The sequence below is a fragment of the Streptomyces sp. JNUCC 63 genome, assembly GCF_054366325.1.
In genome coordinates this window covers 6,087,200-6,104,011 of record NZ_CM135963.1, presented here as the reverse complement: position 1 = coordinate 6,104,011, position 16,812 = coordinate 6,087,200, and the positions used below count along the sequence as shown (strand labels likewise).

The 16,812-nt window shown below is 73.7% G+C and carries 16 protein-coding genes; 13 read left to right on the top strand and 3 right to left on the bottom strand.

Translation table 11 applies throughout. The annotated features are described in order from the left end of the window. The first annotated feature begins 6 nt into the window (after positions 1-6). Genes ACX25U_RS28070 through cobI form a run of 4 tightly spaced genes read left to right on the top strand, consistent with a single transcriptional unit; the run spans position 7 to position 4,701 of the window. Positions 7-1,995 (top strand): putative cobaltochelatase, encoded by a 1,989-nt coding sequence (locus ACX25U_RS28070; RefSeq protein ID WP_454383993.1) that lies wholly within the window; start codon positions 7-9, stop codon positions 1,993-1,995. Beyond that, positions 1,995-2,594, top strand: a complete 600-nt coding sequence (cobO, locus tag ACX25U_RS28065) for a cob(I)yrinic acid a,c-diamide adenosyltransferase (RefSeq protein WP_454383991.1) — start codon at positions 1,995-1,997, stop codon at positions 2,592-2,594. The genes ACX25U_RS28070 and cobO overlap by 1 nt, the downstream gene beginning before the upstream one ends. Then, positions 2,588-3,973 (top strand): cobyrinate a,c-diamide synthase, encoded by a 1,386-nt coding sequence (locus ACX25U_RS28060; RefSeq protein WP_454383989.1) that lies wholly within the window; start codon positions 2,588-2,590, stop codon positions 3,971-3,973. Before cobO ends, ACX25U_RS28060 begins: the two co-directional genes overlap by 7 nt. Then, a complete protein-coding gene (cobI, locus tag ACX25U_RS28055; RefSeq protein WP_454383987.1) occupies positions 3,970-4,701 on the top strand; it encodes a precorrin-2 C(20)-methyltransferase in 732 nt (243 codons plus the stop codon). The genes ACX25U_RS28060 and cobI overlap by 4 nt, the downstream gene beginning before the upstream one ends. 26 nt (positions 4,702-4,727) lie before the next feature. Here cobI and ACX25U_RS28050 read toward each other — a convergent pair whose 3' ends face one another. Beyond that, positions 4,728-5,459 (bottom strand): ZIP family metal transporter, encoded by a 732-nt coding sequence (locus tag ACX25U_RS28050; protein WP_454383985.1) that lies wholly within the window; start codon positions 5,457-5,459, stop codon positions 4,728-4,730. 94 nt (positions 5,460-5,553) lie between these two features. On the opposite strand from ACX25U_RS28050, the gene cobM reads away from it, so the two are divergent. The 6 genes from cobM to cobC are packed head-to-tail and all read left to right on the top strand — an operon-like array spanning position 5,554 to position 11,886. Continuing rightward, entirely contained in the window at positions 5,554-6,372 is an 819-nt protein-coding gene (gene cobM, locus ACX25U_RS28045) for a precorrin-4 C(11)-methyltransferase (protein WP_454383983.1), read from the top strand. Next, positions 6,369-7,613: a precorrin-6y C5,15-methyltransferase (decarboxylating) subunit CbiE gene (gene cbiE, locus ACX25U_RS28040; RefSeq protein ID WP_454383981.1), complete on the top strand. Its 1,245-nt coding sequence runs from the start codon at positions 6,369-6,371 to the stop codon at positions 7,611-7,613. The genes cobM and cbiE overlap by 4 nt, the downstream gene beginning before the upstream one ends. Further along, positions 7,610-9,310: a precorrin-3B C(17)-methyltransferase gene (gene cobJ, locus ACX25U_RS28035; protein ID WP_454383979.1), complete on the top strand. Its 1,701-nt coding sequence runs from the start codon at positions 7,610-7,612 to the stop codon at positions 9,308-9,310. Before cbiE ends, cobJ begins: the two co-directional genes overlap by 4 nt. Then, positions 9,307-9,906: a precorrin-8X methylmutase gene (locus ACX25U_RS28030; RefSeq protein WP_454383977.1), complete on the top strand. Its 600-nt coding sequence runs from the start codon at positions 9,307-9,309 to the stop codon at positions 9,904-9,906. Before cobJ ends, ACX25U_RS28030 begins: the two co-directional genes overlap by 4 nt. After that, the gene (locus ACX25U_RS28025; RefSeq protein WP_454383976.1) at positions 9,903-10,823 is read left to right on the top strand and encodes a sirohydrochlorin chelatase; all 921 of its coding nucleotides are present in this window, start codon (positions 9,903-9,905) and stop codon (positions 10,821-10,823) included. The genes ACX25U_RS28030 and ACX25U_RS28025 overlap by 4 nt, the downstream gene beginning before the upstream one ends. After that, the gene (gene cobC / locus ACX25U_RS28020; protein ID WP_454383974.1) at positions 10,813-11,886 is read left to right on the top strand and encodes an Rv2231c family pyridoxal phosphate-dependent protein CobC; all 1,074 of its coding nucleotides are present in this window, start codon (positions 10,813-10,815) and stop codon (positions 11,884-11,886) included. The genes ACX25U_RS28025 and cobC overlap by 11 nt, the downstream gene beginning before the upstream one ends. A gap of 22 nt (positions 11,887-11,908) precedes the next feature. On the opposite strand, the gene ACX25U_RS28015 is transcribed toward cobC, so the two are convergent. Then, positions 11,909-12,817 carry an SCO1860 family LAETG-anchored protein gene (locus ACX25U_RS28015; RefSeq protein WP_454383972.1) on the bottom strand — a complete coding sequence of 303 codons (909 nt, stop codon included), beginning with the start codon at positions 12,815-12,817 and terminating at the stop codon, positions 11,909-11,911. Positions 12,818-12,989: 172 nt separating this feature from the next. After that, complete coding sequence (locus ACX25U_RS28010) at positions 12,990-14,087, bottom strand: amidohydrolase family protein (RefSeq protein WP_454383971.1); 1,098 nt, start codon at positions 14,085-14,087, stop codon at positions 12,990-12,992. 136 nt (positions 14,088-14,223) lie between these two features. On the opposite strand from ACX25U_RS28010, the gene ACX25U_RS28005 reads away from it, so the two are divergent. The 3 genes from ACX25U_RS28005 to ectA all read left to right on the top strand — a co-directional run bounded on the left by ACX25U_RS28005 (position 14,224) and on the right by ectA (position 16,781). Then, a complete protein-coding gene (locus tag ACX25U_RS28005) occupies positions 14,224-15,327 on the top strand; it encodes a pyridoxal-phosphate-dependent aminotransferase family protein (protein WP_454383969.1) in 1,104 nt (367 codons plus the stop codon). Between the two features lie 73 nt (positions 15,328-15,400). Continuing rightward, positions 15,401-15,928 carry a DinB family protein gene (locus tag ACX25U_RS28000; RefSeq protein ID WP_454383967.1) on the top strand — a complete coding sequence of 176 codons (528 nt, stop codon included), beginning with the start codon at positions 15,401-15,403 and terminating at the stop codon, positions 15,926-15,928. Positions 15,929-16,241: 313 nt separating this feature from the next. After that, the gene (gene ectA, locus ACX25U_RS27995; protein ID WP_454383965.1) at positions 16,242-16,781 is read left to right on the top strand and encodes a diaminobutyrate acetyltransferase; all 540 of its coding nucleotides are present in this window, start codon (positions 16,242-16,244) and stop codon (positions 16,779-16,781) included. The last annotated feature ends 31 nt before the right edge of the window (positions 16,782-16,812 follow it).

The following is a 16,812-nucleotide window of genomic DNA, read 5'->3' as shown; positions in this document are numbered from 1 at the left end:
CGTAGCGTGAGCACGCCCTATCCCTTCACTGCCGTCGTCGGACAGGACGCTCTGCGGTTGGCCCTGCTCCTCAACGCGGTGTCACCTCAGGTGGGCGGAGTCCTCGTGCGCGGCGAGAAGGGCACCGCGAAGAGCACCGCTGTGCGTGCCCTGTCGGCGCTGATGCCCACGCTGAACGTCGTCTCCGGCTGCCGTTTCTCCTGTGACCCCGACGCACCCGACCCCGCCTGTCCGGACGGGCCGCATGAGCCGGGGGCGTACGAGACGCGGGCGGCGCGGATGGTCGAACTGCCCGTGGGGGCCTCCGAGGACCGGCTCGTGGGTGCGCTGGACATCGAGCGGGCGCTCGCCGAGGGCGTGAAGGCCTTCGAACCGGGCCTCCTCGCGGACGCGCACCGCGGGATCCTGTACGTCGACGAGGTCAATCTTCTCCATGACCATCTCGTCGATCTGCTGTTGGACGCCGCTGCGATGGGCGCCTCGTACGTCGAACGCGAAGGTGTCTCCGTACGGCATGCGGCACGCTTCCTGCTCGTCGGGACCATGAATCCTGAGGAAGGCGAATTGCGACCCCAACTGTTGGACCGCTTCGGGCTGACCGTCGAGGTCGCGGCCTCGCGGGAGCCGGAGCAGCGGGTGGAGGTCGTGCGCAGGCGGCTCGCCCACGACGACGATCCCGCCGGGTTCGCCGCCCGGTGGGCCGAGGAGGAGGCCGCCGTACGGGCGCGGATCGTGGCCGCGCGGAAGCTGCTGCCGCAGGTCCGGCTGGGAGACGGCGCGCTGCGGCAGATCGCGGCGACCTGTGCGGCCTTCGAGGTGGACGGCATGCGCGCCGACATCGTCATGGCCCGGACCGCCACCGCGCTGGCCGCCTGGGCCGGGCGGACCGACGTGCTCGCCGAGGACGTACGGCAGGCCGCGCTGCTGGCCCTCCCCCACCGCAGGCGTCGCAACCCCTTCGACGCACCCGGCTTGGACGAGGACAAGCTCGACGAGACCCTCCAGGAGTTCGGAGGCTCGGAGGACGACGATCCCGACCCCGGTCCGGACGGCGGCCCCGACGGTGGCGGCGGGCAGCCCGCGCCCGACGACGACGGCGGCGGTCCGCAGGACGGTGAGAGCGGCGGAGAGCCGCGGCCGTCCGGTGCCGGCGCCGGTGAGCAGTCCGCCGTGCGCGCCTCCGAGCCGTTCCGTACCAAGGTGCTGAGCGTGCCCGGCCTCGGTGAGGGCGCCGCCGGGCGGCGTTCGCGGGCGCGGGCCGAGCACGGGCGCACGATCGGGGCCCGGCGGCCCCGTGGGGCACTTACCAAGCTGCACCTGGCGGCGACCGTACAGGCGGCGGCCCCGCACCAGCGGGCGCGGGGCCGAACCGGATCCGGCCTTCTCCTGCGTCGTGACGATCTCAGGCAAGTGGTACGAGAAGGCCACGAATCCAATCTCGTGCTGTTCGTCGTGGATGCCTCCGGGTCGATGGCCGCGCGGCAGCGGATGGGTGCCGTGAAGGGCGCGGTGCTGTCGCTGCTGCTGGACGCCTATCAGCGGCGGGACAAGGTGGGGCTGGTGACCTTCCGGGGGTCGGGCGCCGAGGTGGCGCTGCCGCCGACCTCGTCCGTCGACGCGGCGGCGGCCCGCCTGGAGTCGCTGCCGACGGGTGGGCGGACTCCGCTCGCCGCCGGGCTGCTCAAGGCGCATGACGTGCTGCGCGTGGAGCGGTTGCGGGACCCGGCGCGGCGGGCGCTGGTCGTGGTGGTGACCGACGGGCGGGCCACGGGTGGCCCGGAGCCGGTCGCTCTCGCCGGGCGTGCGGCGCGGCTGTTCGCCGCCGAGGGTGTCGCGTCGGTGGTCGTGGACTGCGAGTCGGGGCCCGTACGACTGGGGCTGGCCGGGCGGCTCGCGGGTGAACTGGGCGGTACGGCGGTGGCGTTGGACGAGCTGCGGGCCGACTCGATCGCGGGGCTGGTCAAGGAAGTTCAGGGCGACAGGAGGGCCGCGTAATGCCGCAGGGGCAGCCGAGTGCCGTACCGGACGACGGACTGACGACCCGTCAGCGGCGCAACCGGCCGCTCGTCGTCGTGCACACCGGGGTCGGCAAGGGCAAGTCCACCGCCGCCTTCGGGCTGGCGCTGCGCGCCTGGAACCAGGGCTGGCCGATCGGGGTGTTCCAGTTCGTCAAGTCGGCCAAGTGGCGGGTCGGCGAGGAGCGGGCGCTGCGGGTGCTGGGCGACTCCGGCGAGGGCGGGAGCGTCGCCTGGCACAAGATGGGCGAGGGCTGGTCGTGGGTGCAGCGGGACGCCCAGATGGACAACGAGCAGAAGGCCCGCGAGGGCTGGGAGCAGGTCAAGCGGGACCTGGCCGCCGAGACGTACCGGCTGTACGTGCTCGACGAGTTCGCGTACCCGATGCACTGGGGCTGGGTCGACACCGACGAGGTCGTGGACGTGCTGCGGGACCGGCCCGGGACCCAGCACGTGGTGATCACCGGGCGCAACGCGCCCCGGAAGCTGGTCGACCTCGCCGATCTCGTCACCGACATGTCCAAGGTCAAGCATCCGATGGACGTCGGGCAGAAGGGACAGAGGGGCATCGAGTGGTGACGTCCACGTCCGTGCCCCGGCTGGTCATTGCCGCGCCGGCCTCCGGCAGCGGCAAGACCACCGTCGCCACGGGGTTGATGGCCGCGCTGGCCCGGCGCGGGCTCTCCGTGTCCCCGCACAAGGTGGGGCCGGACTACATCGACCCCGGGTACCACGCGCTCGCGACCGGGCGCGTGGGGCGGAACCTGGACGCGTATCTGTGCGGGCCCGAGCTGATCGGGCCGTTGTTCCTGCACGGGGCGCGCGGGTGTGACATCGCCGTCGTCGAGGGCGTGATGGGGCTGTACGACGGGGCCGCCGGGGAGGGTGAACTGGCGTCCACCGCTCACGTGGCCAAGTTGCTTCGGGCGCCGGTGGTGCTGGTCGTCGACGCTTCGTCGCAGTCTCGGTCGGTGGCGGCGTTGGTGCACGGGTTCGCGTCCTGGGACCCGGAGGTGCGGGTCGGGGGCGTGATCCTCAACAAGGTGGCCTCCGAGCGGCATGAGGTGCTGCTGCGGGAGGCGCTGGACTCGGCGGGGGTGCCGGTGCTGGGGGTGCTGCGGAGGGCTCCGCAGGCCGACACGCCCTCTCGGCACCTGGGGCTGGTGCCGGTCGCCGAGCGGCGGGGGGCGGCCGTGGAGGCCGTTGCGGCGATGGCCGCGCAGGTCTCCGACGGGTGTGACGTGGAGGGCTTGGTCGCGCTGGCGCGCAGTGCGGGCGCGTTGTCGTGTGCGGCTTGGGATGCGGGTGCGGTTGTACGTTCCTCGCCCCCGCCGGCTGCCGGCCCGGTGCCGAAGGTTGCCGTTGCCGGCGGGGCCGCCTTCACCTTCTCCTACGCCGAGCACACAGAACTGCTCACCGCCACCGGCGCCGAAGTCGTCCCCTTCGATCCCCTCCGCGACGAGCGACTGCCCGAAGGAACCCGTGGGCTGGTCATCGGCGGCGGTTTCCCCGAGGTGTACGCCGCCGGGTTGTCCGCCAACGAACCTTTGCGGAAAGCCGTCGCCGAGCTCGCGCTCAGCGGTGCTCCTGTCGCCGCCGAGTGCGCCGGGCTTCTCTACCTCTGCCGGGAGCTCGACGGGCAGCCGATGTGCGGAGTGCTGGACGCCGCCGCCCGGATGACCGGGCGGCTCACCCTCGGCTATCGGGACGCCGTGGCGGTCGGCGACAGCGTGCTCGCAGGCGCCGGGGAGCGGATGCGCGGCCACGAGTTCCACCGGACCGTCGTCGAGCCCGGCTCGGGCACGGGACCGGCGGCTCCCGCCTGGGGGGTGCGCACCCCTGAGCGCCGGGTCGAAGGGTTCGTACAGAAGAACGTGCACGCGAGTTATCTGCACACCCACTGGGCCGCCGCGCCCGGTGTCGCCCGTCGGTTCGTCGAGAGGTGCCGGACGTCATGAGCAGCAGGCTGATCGGAGTGGGGGTCGGGCCCGGTGACCCCGAGCTGGTGACCGTGAAGGGCGTCAACGCGCTGCGCAGGGCCGACGTCGTCGTCGTACCGGTGATGGACACCGGGGAGCGCGGGCGCGCCGAGGCGACCGTGCTGCACTACGTGCCCGAGGAGAAGGTCGTCCGGGTGGTGTTCGCGCTGAACGAGCGGTCCGACCGGGCGCGGCGCGAGGCAGCGTGGGACGCCGCCGGGGAGCGGGTCGCCGGCCTGTTCGAGAAGCACGGCTGCGTCGCCTTCGCCACCATCGGTGACCCGAACGTGTACTCCACCTTCACGTACCTCGCGCAGACCGTCGCCGAGCTGGTGCCGGGGACCGTCGTCGAGACCGTGCCCGGGATCACCGCCATGCAGGATCTGGCGGCGCGCTCGGGCGCCGTGCTCACCGAGGGCACCGAGCCGCTCACCCTGGTTCCCGTCACCGCCGGGGCCGCCGTGCTCAAGGACGCGCTGAGCGGGCCCGGAACGGTCGTGGCGTACAAGTTCGGGCGGCAGGCGCGGGAGGTCGCCGAGGCGCTGCGGGACAGCGGGCGGATCGACGGCGCGGTGTGGGGGTCGGCGCTCGGGCTGCCGGAGGAGTCCATCCGGCCCGCCGCGGATCTCGACGGGGCTCCCCTGCCGTACCTCTCCACGCTCATCGCGCCCGCGCGGCGCGACGGCGGGCGGGGCGGCAAGCTGTGAGCCGTGCCCACGCCCGGGGGGACCGGTCAGCCCGACAGGCCGACCACCACCCAGATGAACGCCACGCCCGCGACCGTGCACAGCAGGGTCGAGCGGGCCGGGTGCTCGTGGTGGGCCTCGGGGAGGATCTCGGCCGCGGCGAGGTAGAGCAGCGCCCCGCCGAAGAGGCCGAGATAGCCGCCGAGGAACCACGCCGGGATGGCGACGAAGGTGGTCGAGGCGGCGCCCACCACGGGGGCCAGCGCGTCCGCCACGAGCATGGCGACCGCCTTGCGGCGCGCGTTGCCGTACAGGCTGGTGATGGTGAACGTGTTGAAGCCGTCCGCGAAGTCGTGGGCGATGACCGCGAGCGCGACCGCCGCGCCCATGCCGCCGCCCACCTGGAAGGCGGCTCCTATCGCCACGCCGTCCATGGCGCTGTGACCGACCATCGCGGCCGCCGCCGTCAGGCCCACCTCGGGCGTGCGGTGGTTGTGCCGCTCGTCGCCGCCGTGCGCGGCCTGCCGTGCGGCCAGCAGGCGCTCCACCAGATGGGCCAGCAGGAAGCCGGCCACGAACAGCAGCAGGGCCGCCGGTACGCCGAACACCTCCCCGCCCGCCGCGTGCAGCGCCTCGGGGAGCAGGTCCAGGCCGACCACGCCCAGCATCAGGCCGCCGGCCAGTCCCAGGACCAGATGGCGGCGGTCGGTCACCCGCTGTGCCGTCCAGCCGCCGGCCAGCGTCATCAGGAACGCGCCGAGCGCGACGTAGACCGCCATGTGCCCTTGCTATCGGATCAGCCCCCGGTCGCGCACATCCGGCCACCGCTGCACCCCCACACACCGTGATATTTCGCACGAGAGGACCCGACCCATGGCCGATGCCCCCACCGGCAAGGTGACCTTCGTCGGTGCCGGCCCCGGCGCCGCCGACCTGCTGACGTTCCGCGCCGCCCGCGCGATCGCCGAGGCCGACGTCGTGATCTGGGCGGCCAGTCTCGTACAGGCCGAAGTGCTCGAACACGCACGCGAGGATGCGGAGATCCTGGACTCGGCGGCCATGTCCCTGGAGGACGTCGTCGCCGTGTACGAGCGGGCCCGTCGGGAGGGGCTGAAAGTGGCCCGTATCCACTCCGGCGACCCTGCCCTGTGGGGCGGTACGCAGGAGCAGCTCGACCGGTGCGCGGACATCGGGATCGCTACGGAGGTCGTGCCGGGCGTCTCCTCCTTCTCCGCCGTCGCCGCGCTCGCCCGGCGCGAGCTGACCATCCCGGAGGTCGCCCAGTCGGTGGTGCTCACCCGGCTCGGCGGCGGCAAGACGCCGATGCCGCCCGGCGAGGAGGTGCGCGAGTTCGCCCGGCACGGCACCACCATGGCGGTCTTCCTGTCGGCGGCCCGCAGCGGCCAGCTGGTGCGGGAGCTGCTGGAGGGCGGCTACCCGACGTCCACGCCGGTCGTGGTGGCGTACCAGGCGACCTGGCCGGAGGAGCTGGTCGTCAGGTGCACGGTCGGCACGCTGGAGGAGACGGTCAAGGAGCACAGGCTCTGGAAGCACACGCTGTTCCTGGTCGGCCCGGCCCTGGACGCGCGCGGCACCCGCTCGCACCTGTACCACCCCGGCCACTTCCACGGCTACCGCAAGGCCGACCCCGAGGCCCGCAGGGCCCTGCGCGCGCGGGGTGCGAACACGTGATCACGGTCGTCGGTACGGGGACGGGGGCGGCGTACGACACTCAGGTGCTACTCGGCGCCGGGCTCGTCGTGGGCGGACGGCGCCATCTGGACGCCGTACGGCTGCCGGAGGGCGCCGAGCGGGTCGTACTCGGGCCGCTGGAGCCCGCGCTCGACGTGGTGGAGCGGTACGTCGACAAAGGGCGGCGTGTCGTCGTGCTGGCCTCCGGCGACCCCGGGTTCTTCGGGATCGTACGGGCGCTGGCCGAGCGGTTCGGGCCCGAGCGGCTGGACGTCCGGCCCGGGGTCTCCTCCGTCGCCGCGGCCTTCGCGCGGCTCGGGCTGCCCTGGGACGACGCGGTGGTCGTCAGCGCGCACGGGCGGGACCTGCGGACGGCCGTCAACGTGTGCCGGGCCCGTCCGAAGGTCGCCGTGCTGACCGGGCCGGGGGCCGGGCCCGCCGAGCTGGGCGCCGCGCTGGCCCGGACCCCCGCCGGTGACCGGGCGCTGGTCGTCGCCTCCGCGCTCGGCGATCCGGCACGCGAGCGCGTGGAGCGGGTCACGCCCGACCAGGCCGCCGCCCGGGACTGGGGGACGGCGGTGAGCGTGGTGCTGTGCCTGGACGGGTCGCGTGCGCCGGGTGGCGTACGGACCGTTGCCGGGCCCGCGGACGGCCCGGCGGGCTGGGCGCTGGACGAGGGCGCGTTCGCGCACCGCGACTCGATGATCACCAAGTTCGAGGTCCGGGCGCTGGCGCTGGCCCGGCTCGGGCCGCGGCTGGGCGACCTGGTCTGGGACGTGGGGGCCGGGTCGGGGTCGGTGGCGGTGGAGTGCGCGCGGCTCGGTGCCGCGGTCGTGGCCGTCGAGAAGGCGGCGGACGGCGTCGAACGGATCCGCGCCAACGCCGCCGCCCATGGGGTCGACGTGGCGGTGGCGCACGGTGCGGCACCTGCCGTGCTGTCCGGGCTCGACGACCCCGACGCCGTGTTCGTCGGCGGTGGCGGGCGCGAGCTGCCGGACATCGTCGGCGCGTGCGCGCGGCGGGCCCGGCGGACCGTCGTGGTCGCCATGGCGGCGCTCGACCGGGTGCCGACCGCGCGCGAGGCGCTCACCGCCGCCGGGTTCGCCTGCGACGGGGTGCTGCTGCAGTCCTCCCGGCTCGCGCCGCTGCCGGGGGACGTGACCCGGCTGGCGGCGGCCAATCCCGTGTTCCTGCTGTGGGGCGTACGGCCCCCGGCGTCCAGCGAAGGAGTAACTCAGTGATCGGCCTCATTTCCGCCACCGCGGCGGGCGCGGCTGCGCGGGACCGGCTGGCGGCCGCGTGGCCGGACCGTACGCGGGTGTACGACGGGCCCGTCGGGGACGCCGTACGGGCCGCGTTCGCCGAGTGCGAGCAGCTCGTGTGCTTCCTGGCGACGGGGGCGGTGGTACGGCTGGTCGCGCCGCTGTTGAGTGACAAGGCGTCCGATCCGGGTGTGGTGTGCGTGGACGAGGGCGGGCGGTTCGCCGTGTCGCTGGTCGGCGGGCACGGCGGCGGAGCCAATGAACTCGCCGCGGAGGCAGGCGAGTTGCTGGGGGCCGAGCCCGTGGTGACGACCGCGACGGACGCCGTGGGGCTGCCGGGGCTGGACACGCTCGGGCTACCGGTGGAGGGGGACGTGGCCGGGGTGTCGCGGGCGCTGCTCGACGGGGAGCCCGTCGCCCTCGACGCCGAGGTGCCGTGGCCGTTGCCTCCGCTGCCGGTGGTGGCGCGGGGGCCGTACACCGTGCGGGTGACGGACCGGGCGGTCGAGCCGGGCGAGCGCGGGGTGGTCCTGCGGCCGCCGTCCCTCGTGGTCGGCGTCGGTGCCTCCAAGGGCGCTCCCGTGGAGGAGGTGCTGGGGCTGGTCGAGGGCGCGTTGCGGGACGCGGGGCTGTCCGTGCGGTCCGTCTGCTGCCTCGCCACCGTCGACGCCAAGGCGGAGGAGCCGGGTCTCGTCTCGGCGGCCGAGCGACTGGGGGTGCCCCTGGTGACGTACTCTGCCGAGGAGTTGGCGGCGGTCGACGTGCCGAACCCGTCCGCCGCGCCGCTCTCCGCCGTCGGTACGCCGTCCGTCGCGGAGGCGGCCGCACTGGTGGGCGGGGGTGAACTCCTCGTGCCGAAGCGGAAGTCGGAGCGGGTGGACGGGCAGCCGGCCATGGCCACGTGTGCCGTCGTACGGCGGCCGGGGCGCGGGCGGCTCGCGGTCGTCGGGCTCGGGCCGGGCGCCCGGGACCTGCTGACCCCGCGCGCGAAGGCGGAACTGCGGCGCGCCTCCGTGCTGGTGGGGCTCGACCAGTACGTCGACCAGATCCGCGACCTGCTGCGGCCCGGCACCCGGATCCTGGAGTCGGGGCTCGGCGCCGAGGAGGAGCGGGCGCGGACGGCCGTCGCCGAGGCCCGGCGCGGGCACGCCGTCGCGCTGATCGGCAGCGGGGACGCCGGGGTGTACGCCATGGCCTCCCCCGCGCTCGCCGAGGCGTCGGACGACATCGACGTGGTCGGCGTGCCGGGGGTCACGGCGGCGCTCGCGGCCGGAGCGATCCTCGGCGCGCCGTTGGGGCACGACCACGTGTCGATCAGCCTCTCCGACCTGCACACGCCGTGGGAGGTCATCGAGCGGCGGGTGCGGGCGGCGGCCGAGGCGGACCTCGTCGTGACCTTCTACAACCCGCGTTCCCGGGGGCGGGACTGGCAGCTGCCCAAGGCGCTGGCGATCCTCGCCGGGCACCGGGAGCCGACGACGCCGGTCGGTGTCGTACGCAACGCCTCACGGCCGGACGAGTCCGCTCGGCTCACGACGCTGGCCGCGCTGGACCCGGCGACGGTCGACATGATGACGGTCGTGACGGTCGGCAACACGGCGACCCGCGAGATCGCGGGGCGGATGGTCACGCCCCGGGGCTACCGCTGGCAGGAGACCCAGGAGGATCGGAAGTGAACCGCGTCGTCCACCCCATCGAGCAGGAGTCCTTCCGGCGGCTGCGCGCCCGCCTGGACACCTCGCACTTCCCGCCGCTGACGCGGGCGGTGGTGGAGCGGGTCATCCACTCCGCCGCCGACCTGGAGTACGCCTCCGACCTCGTCATGGACGAGGGCGAGTTGGTGAAGGCGCACGCCGCGCTGCACGCGGGGGCGCCCGTGGTCGTGGACGTGGAGATGGTGGCGGCCGGGATCACCCGGCGCGACACCGTCTGCCGTCTGAAGGACGCCGGGTCGGGCCCCGGGCTGACGCGTTCGGCGCACGCGATCCGGCTGGCGTACGAGCAGGTCGGCCCGGGCGCCCTGTGGGTGATCGGCTGCGCCCCGACCGCCTTGGAGGAGCTGCTGAGGCTGGACGCCTCCCCCGCACTCGTCATCGGCCTCCCCGTCGGTTTCGTCGGGGCGGCCGAGTCCAAGGCCGCGTTGCGCGAGAGCGGGCTGCCCGCCGTGAGCAACGTGTCCGAGAAGGGCGGTTCGGCGGTCGCCGCCGCCGCGCTCAACGCCCTGCTGTACCACCCCACTTCACCTTCACCTTCGCTTGAGGAGACTCTGTGACCACCCCGCCGCCGCCCGCCCTGCTCATCGCCGGTCACGGCACCCGGGACGAGGCCGGAGCCGAGGCGTTCCGCGACTTCGTACGGGAGTTGGGGCGTCGCCACCCCGGACTGCCCGTCGCGGGCGGCTTCATCGAGCTGTCCCCGCCGCCGCTGGGCGAGGCGGTCACCGAGCTGGTGGAGCGGGGGGTACGGCGGTTCGCCGCGGTGCCGCTGATGCTGGTGTCCGCCGGGCACGCCAAGGGCGACATTCCGGCGGCGCTGGCCCGTGAGAAGGAACGGCACCCGGGAATCTCGTACACCTACGGCCGTCCGCTGGGCCCGCACCCCGCGCTGCTGCGGGTGCTGGAGCGGCGGCTGGACGAGGCGGTGGATCCCGCCTGGGACCGCTCCGAGGTGACGGTGCTGCTGGTGGGGCGCGGGTCGACGGACCCGGACGCCAACGCCGAGGTGTTCAAGGCGGCGCGGCTGCTGTGGGAGGGGCGCGGGTACGCGGGCGTGGAGACGGCGTTCGTGTCGCTGGCCGTGCCGGACGTGCCGAGCGGTCTTGAGCGGTGCGCGCGGCTGGGGGCGCGGCGGATCGTCGTACTGCCGTACTTCCTGTTCACGGGCATCCTGCCGGACCGGGTGCGGCAGCAGACGGCGGACTGGGCGGCGGCCCACCCGGAGGCCGAGGTGCGCTCGGCGGACGTGATCGGGCCGGAGCCGGAGCTGCTGGATCTGGTGAGGGAGCGGTACGAGGAGGCGGTGAAGGGCGATCTGCGGATGAACTGCGACTCGTGCGTGTACCGGATCGCGCTGCCGGGCTTCGAGGACAAGGTGGGGCTGCCGCAGCAGCCGCACTACCACCCGGACGACGACGGCCACCACCACGGACACCACCACCACGGCGGACACGCACACTCCCATGCGCACTGAGGAGGGGATGCGGGGCGGCCACGACCTGCGGCACCACGGAGACGCGGAGGTGCGGGACGACGGTTCGGCCCTGGTGGACCTCGCCGTGAACGTGCGGGCGGACACGCCTCCGGCGTGGCTGCGGGAGCGGATCGCCGCCTCGCTCACCGGTCTCGCGGCCTACCCGGACGGGCGGGCCGCGCGGGCGGCGGTGGCGGCGCGGCACGGGCTGCCGGTGGAGCGGGTGCTGCTGACGGCGGGGGCGGCGGAGGCGTTCGTGCTGCTGGCGCGGGCGTTGAAGGTACGCCGTCCGGTCGTCGTGCATCCGCAGTTCACGGAGCCGGAGGCGGCGCTGCGGGACGCGGGGCACACGGTGGACCGGGTGCTGCTGCGGGAGGAGGACGGCTTCCGCCTCGACCCGGCGGCCGTCCCGGAGGACGCGGACCTGGTGGTGATCGGCAACCCGACGAACCCGACGTCGGTCCTGCATCCGGCCTCGACGATCGCCGAACTGGCCCGTCCGGGCCGGGTGCTGGTGGTCGACGAGGCCTTCATGGACGCGGTGCCGGGCGAACGTGAGGCACTGGCGGACCGGACGGACGTGCCCGGTCTGGTGGTGCTGCGCAGCCTGACCAAGACGTGGGGACTGGCGGGCCTGCGGATCGGCTACGTGCTGTCCTCCCCGGAGGTGATCACCGAACTGGAGCGGGCCCAGCCCCTGTGGCCCGTGTCCACACCGGCACTGGCGGCGGCTGCGGCGTGCGTGGAGCCCCGGGCACGGGTGGAGGCGGAGGAGGCGGCCCGCCGCATCGCGGAGGACCGGGCCCACCTGGTGGCGGGCCTGGCCTCCTTCGCGGGGGCGGGGGTGCGGGTGGTCTCGCCGGCCGAGGGCCCCTTCGTACTGGTCCGTATGCCGGGGGCAGCGGACGTACGGCACCGGCTGCGCACCCTGGGCTACGCGGTGCGGCGCGGGGACACGTTCCCGGGGCTGGGCGAGGAATGGCTGCGCCTGGCGGTACGGGACCGCCGAACGACGTCCGGCTTCCTGGCCGCCTTGTCCACGGCGCTGGGCCCACGGCTGTAGGGCTCCGCCCAGCCCCTGGTGCTCACCCCCTGCGCTTGCGTGCCAGCGCCACCGCTCCTCCGCCCAGGGCGAGCAGCACCGCTGAGCCTCCCGCCAGGTAGGGGGTCAGGGAGTTGCTGCCCGTTTCCGCCAGGTCGTGCTTGGCCGCGGGGGCGCTCTGGGGCTTCACGTCGGCGGCGGCGGGGGGTGCCGCGGACTCCTCAGGAGCCGTCGGGGATTCGCAGGTCGCCCGGGCGAGGGTGAGGGTTCCTTCCACCTCGGCGACGTTCAGTTTCAACGGGTTGACGGAGACCTTGAGTTCCAGAGCGGTCGCCGCGGCCGTACGGGAGGTCGTCTCCCGCTTCGACAGATCCAGGCGGACCTCACCGACGCCCGGCACTTGGACGTCGGTCGTGCCGCCGGGGGTGACGGTCACCCGTTTACCGAGGACGGTGACCGGGCCCAGGACGTTGGACGTGGCGACCGGGGGCTTGCCCGTCTCGCAGGTCGCCCTGGACGTGACCTGGTCGACCTCGATGACGGACAGCAGGGGCAGGCCGGGGACATGGAGTTCGGCGTGGGCCAGGTCGACCGCGCCCTCGGCCTTGTCCGCCGAGACCGTCGCGTCGGCCTTGGCCACGTCCGCTCGGAGCACGCTGAAGGGCTTTCCGCCGTCGACGCCGTCGAGCCGGGCGGTCAGCGCGGTCTGCTCCGCGCTCTGTGGTGCCTGCACCTCGTCGAGGGAGACGGCGAGCGGGACGTTCACCGTCTTGTTGAGCAGGGACACGTCGAGCCCGGTGCGCAGGACGGAGGCGCCGGCGCGACCGTCCTGTGCGCCGGTCGCATGCGCGGAGCCCGCGCCGGCCAGCGTCACCGGGCCGGCGGCCAGGACGGTGGCCGCGGCGACGGTGACGCAACGGCGTGCGGGCATGCGGAAGGTGTGGCCGTTCAAGGTGCGGGACCCCCAGAAGAGAATGCTTGGGACCCGGTAAGAATTACGCACTGAGAGTGAACGGTCAGCGATCTAGCGTGACTTCACTCCTTCGTGGGGTTTTCGGTCAGTTTTTCGATTCAATCAGTACAGGCGTTCCCTCGCCGTCCGTAACGCCGCGTCAAGCAGGCACCTACCCGACCACCCTGCCGTTCAGCACCACCCGCCGCGGCGCCGCCAGCACCCGTACGTCCGCGCGCGGGTCCTCGTCGTAGACCACGAGGTCGGCCGGGGCGCCCTCGGTCAGGCCGGGGCGGCCGAGCCAGGTTCGGGCGGACCACGTCGTCGCCGACAGAGCCTCCAGGGGCGGGATGCCGGCCGTGACCAGTTCGGCGACCTCGGCCGCGACCAGGCCGTGGGGCAGGGAGCCGCCGGCGTCGGTGCCGACGTAGACCGGGATGCCGGCGTCGCGGGCGGCGCGGACGGTGTCGTAGCGGCGTTCGTGCAGGCGGCGCATGTGGGCCGACCAGCGGGGGTACTTGGCCTCGCCGCCGTCGGCCAGCTTCGGGAAGGTGGCGATGTTCACCAGGGTGGGGACGATCGCGACGCCGCGTTCGGCGAAGAGCGGGATCAGGTCCTCGGTCAGGCCCGTGGCGTGCTCGATGCAGTCGATGCCCGCTTCGACCAGGTCGCGGAGGGAGTCCTCCGCGAAGCAGTGCGCGGTGACTCGGGCGCCCAGGCGGTGGGCCTCCGCTATCGCCGCCTCGGCCGCCTCGCGCGGCCAGCAGGCGGACAGGTCGCCGAGGTCGCGGTCGATCCAGTCGCCGACCAGCTTGACCCAGCCGTCGCCGCGCCGGGCCTCCTGGGCGACGTGGGCGACCAGGTCCTCCGGTTCGATCTCCCACGCGTAGTTGCGGATGTAGCGGCGGGTGCGGGCGATGTGGCGGCCCGCGCGGATGATCTTCGGCAGGTCATCACGGTCGTCGATCCAGCGGGTGTCCGAGGGCGAGCCCGCGTCCCGGATGAGGAGGGTACCGGCGTCACGGTCGGTCAGGGCCTGCTTCTCGGAGACGTCCTCGGGGACCGGGCCGTGGGCGTCCAGGCCCACGTGGCAGTGCGCGTCGACCAGGCCGGGCAGCGCCCAGCCCTCGACGGTCGTCACGTCCCTCGCGCCGGCCGGACGGTCGTAGGAGATCCGGCCGTCGACGACCCACAGCTCGTCCCGGACCTGGTCGTCCTGCGGCCCGACGAGCACCCGCCCCTTCACGTGCAACACCGCGTGATCGCTCATGCCCTGCACTTTAGTGAGCCACCGCTCGCTCCGGACCATCCCGTCCGAGGTCACCGGTGGAGGCGGGGTGAAACCCGCCGACTACTCTCGAACCGTTCACCCTCGACCGTAGAAGACCGCAGAAGAGAGCACCGCCGTGACCCATCCCTTCCTCGACCTCGCCCCGCTGAGCGCCGACCGCTTCGCCTCGATCGAGGACCGGGTGGCGCGGCTGCTGGCCACCGAGCAGGACGTCGTGATCACGCAGGGCGAGGCGCTGCTGCCGCTGGAGGGCGCGATCCGGGGGACGACCGGTCCCGGCACGACGGCGCTGAACGTGATCACGGGGCCGTACGGGCAGACGTTCGGCAACTGGCTGCGGGACTGCGGGGCGACGGTGTACGACCTGTCGGTCCCGTACCACACGGCCGTCACGGCGGACCAGGTCAAGGAGGCCTTCGCCGAGCACCCGGAGATCGACTTCGTGTCGCTGGTGCACGCGGAGGCGGCGACCGGCAACACCAACCCGGTCGCGGAGATCGGCAAGGTCGTACGGGAGCGGGGAGCCCTGTTCTACCTGGACGCCGTGGCGTCGGTCGGCGCCGAGCCGGTGCTGCCGGACGCGTGGGGTGTGGACCTGTGCGTGATCGGGGCGCAGAAGGCGATGGGCGGGCCGGCCGGGGTGTCGGCGGTGTCGGTCAGCGAGCGTGCCTGGGCCCGGATGGCGGCGAACCCGCGGGCGCCGCGCCGCTCCTACCTGTCCCTGCTGGACTGGAAGGAGCGCTGGATCGACGGCGGCCGCAAGGCGCTGCTGCACGCGCCGGCGCAGTTGGAGATGCTGGCGCTGGAGGCCTGCCTGGAGCGCATCGGGGAGGTGGGCCTGGACGAGGTGATGGCCCGTCACCGCCGCGCCGCCGCGGCGACCCGCGCGGGTGCGACGGCCCTGGGCGGTGGCCTGGAGCCGTACGTCCACGCGGCCTCCGAGGCGGCCCCGGTCGCCACCACCCTGCGCGCCCCCTCCGGCATCGCGGCCTCCGACCTGGTGGCCCGGGCCCTGGGGACGGACCCGGCCCTCCCCCTGGCCGCGGGCGGCGGCCCGCTCGCCAAGGAGATGATCCGTGTCAACCACTACGGACCGGACGCCACGCGGGAGGCGGTGGAGGCGAGCCTGACGGGCCTGGCCACCGCCCTGGCCGGCCATGGCGCGGACGTGGACGTGGAGGGCGCCCGGCGCGCGGTCGCGGAGGCGTGGCGCCGGTAGCCGACCGGGGCAGGGCAGACGGGGCTGAAATGGCGGGGGCGTCGGACCCCCCGCCCGTGCCATGCTCGACCCCATGCCCACCGACGCACCCCGGACCCTGCCCGACGGCCGCCCGGTTCCGCTGATGACCGGGGCCGAGCGGCCCATGCTGGAGAGCCGGCTGGGCTTCCACCGGGCCACCCTGGAGCCGAAGTGCGCCGGGCTGGACGACGCGCAGGTGCGGACGGCCTCGGCGGAGCCCTCGTCGCTGACGCTGCTCGGGCTCGTGCAGCACCTCGCGGAGGTGGAGCGGAACTGGTTCCAGCGGGTGGTGGGCGGGCTCGACGTACCGTCGGTGTTCGGGAAGGAGACCGGGTACGTGCTCGATCCGGCGCGCGGCCTCGGGGAGGCGCTGGACGTGTGGCGGCGCGAGATCGCCCGCGGGCGGGAGGTGTGCGCGGGCAGGGGACTGGACGACACCGGGCGGATCGCCGGCGGTCCGATGGCGGGGCTGGAGGTCAGTGTGCGGTGGGTGTTCGTCCACATGATCGAGGAGTACGCGCGCCACAATGGACATGCCGACATTCTCCGGGAGCGCATCGACGGGGTCACCGGGGCTTGATAGCTGCTTTATATCGGTGTAATCCTGCAATTCAATTCGGATAGCCAACCGTCTTCTTCTGCCCCGTTCCCCGCGGGCTAAACGCAAAGATTTCGCGAACGCTCGGCGGCGTATTTTCAGGGGCCTCGCAAGAGTTACTCAGCTGTGACACATTCCACAAAGGCAGCCCTTTTGCCCGGTAATGAACGGGCAAACCCGCACATCACGCCGCCGCTTCGCGCGATCGGGCGCCCGCGCGATAACACACATGCGCGATGCATGTAAGACCCAAGGGCGATGCATTTTTGAATTCCTCTCGGTAAGTTCATTTCGCATGACTGCCGCACAAGCAGACCTGCAAACCCCCCACACCGAATTGCCGGAGACCCTGCGCATCGAGCGTCCCGCCGTCGCCGACGGCGCCGCGCTCTGGCGGCTCGCGAAGGACTCCGGGACGCTGGATGTGAACTCCTCGTACAGCTATCTGCTGTGGTGCCGCGACTTCGCCGCCACGTCCGCGGTGGCGCGCGGCGCGGACGGTGAACCGGTCGGTTTCGTCACCGGGTACGTGCGGCCCGACCGCCCGCGCACCCTGCTGGTGTGGCAGGTGGCCGTCGACGCCGGCCACCGCGGCCGGGGCCTGGCCGCCCGGCTGCTGGACGGACTCACCACTCGGGTCGCCGCCGAGCGCGGGCTCACCACCGTCGAGACCACGATCACCCCGGGCAACACCGCCTCCGAGCGGCTGTTCACCTCCTACGCCGCCCGGCACGGCGCCGCGGTCGAGCGCGAAGTCCTTTTCGACACCGGGCAGTTCCCGGACGGGCCGCACGACCCGGAGGTCCTCTACCGGATCGGTCCGCTGTCCTTCTGAGACCCGACCGCTCCCCCTCCCCGGTCCATTT

What these genes read in the sequence shown, in the direction of transcription:
- cobI (WP_454383987.1), top strand. Translation starts at nt 3,970, where the DNA reads ATGAGCAGCAGGCTGATCGGAGTGGGGGTCGGGCCCGGTGACCCCGAG.
- ACX25U_RS28010 (WP_454383971.1), bottom strand. Translation starts at nt 14,087, where the DNA reads ATGAGCGATCACGCGGTGTTGCACGTGAAGGGGCGGGTGCTCGTCGGG.
- cobC (WP_454383974.1), top strand. Translation starts at nt 10,813, where the DNA reads ATGCGCACTGAGGAGGGGATGCGGGGCGGCCACGACCTGCGGCACCAC.
- cobO (WP_454383991.1), top strand. Translation starts at nt 1,995, where the DNA reads ATGCCGCAGGGGCAGCCGAGTGCCGTACCGGACGACGGACTGACGACC.
- ACX25U_RS28050 (WP_454383985.1), bottom strand. Translation starts at nt 5,459, where the DNA reads ATGGCGGTCTACGTCGCGCTCGGCGCGTTCCTGATGACGCTGGCCGGC.
- ectA (WP_454383965.1), top strand. Translation starts at nt 16,242, where the DNA reads ATGACTGCCGCACAAGCAGACCTGCAAACCCCCCACACCGAATTGCCG.
- cobM (WP_454383983.1), top strand. Translation starts at nt 5,554, where the DNA reads ATGGCCGATGCCCCCACCGGCAAGGTGACCTTCGTCGGTGCCGGCCCC.
- ACX25U_RS28000 (WP_454383967.1), top strand. Translation starts at nt 15,401, where the DNA reads ATGCCCACCGACGCACCCCGGACCCTGCCCGACGGCCGCCCGGTTCCG.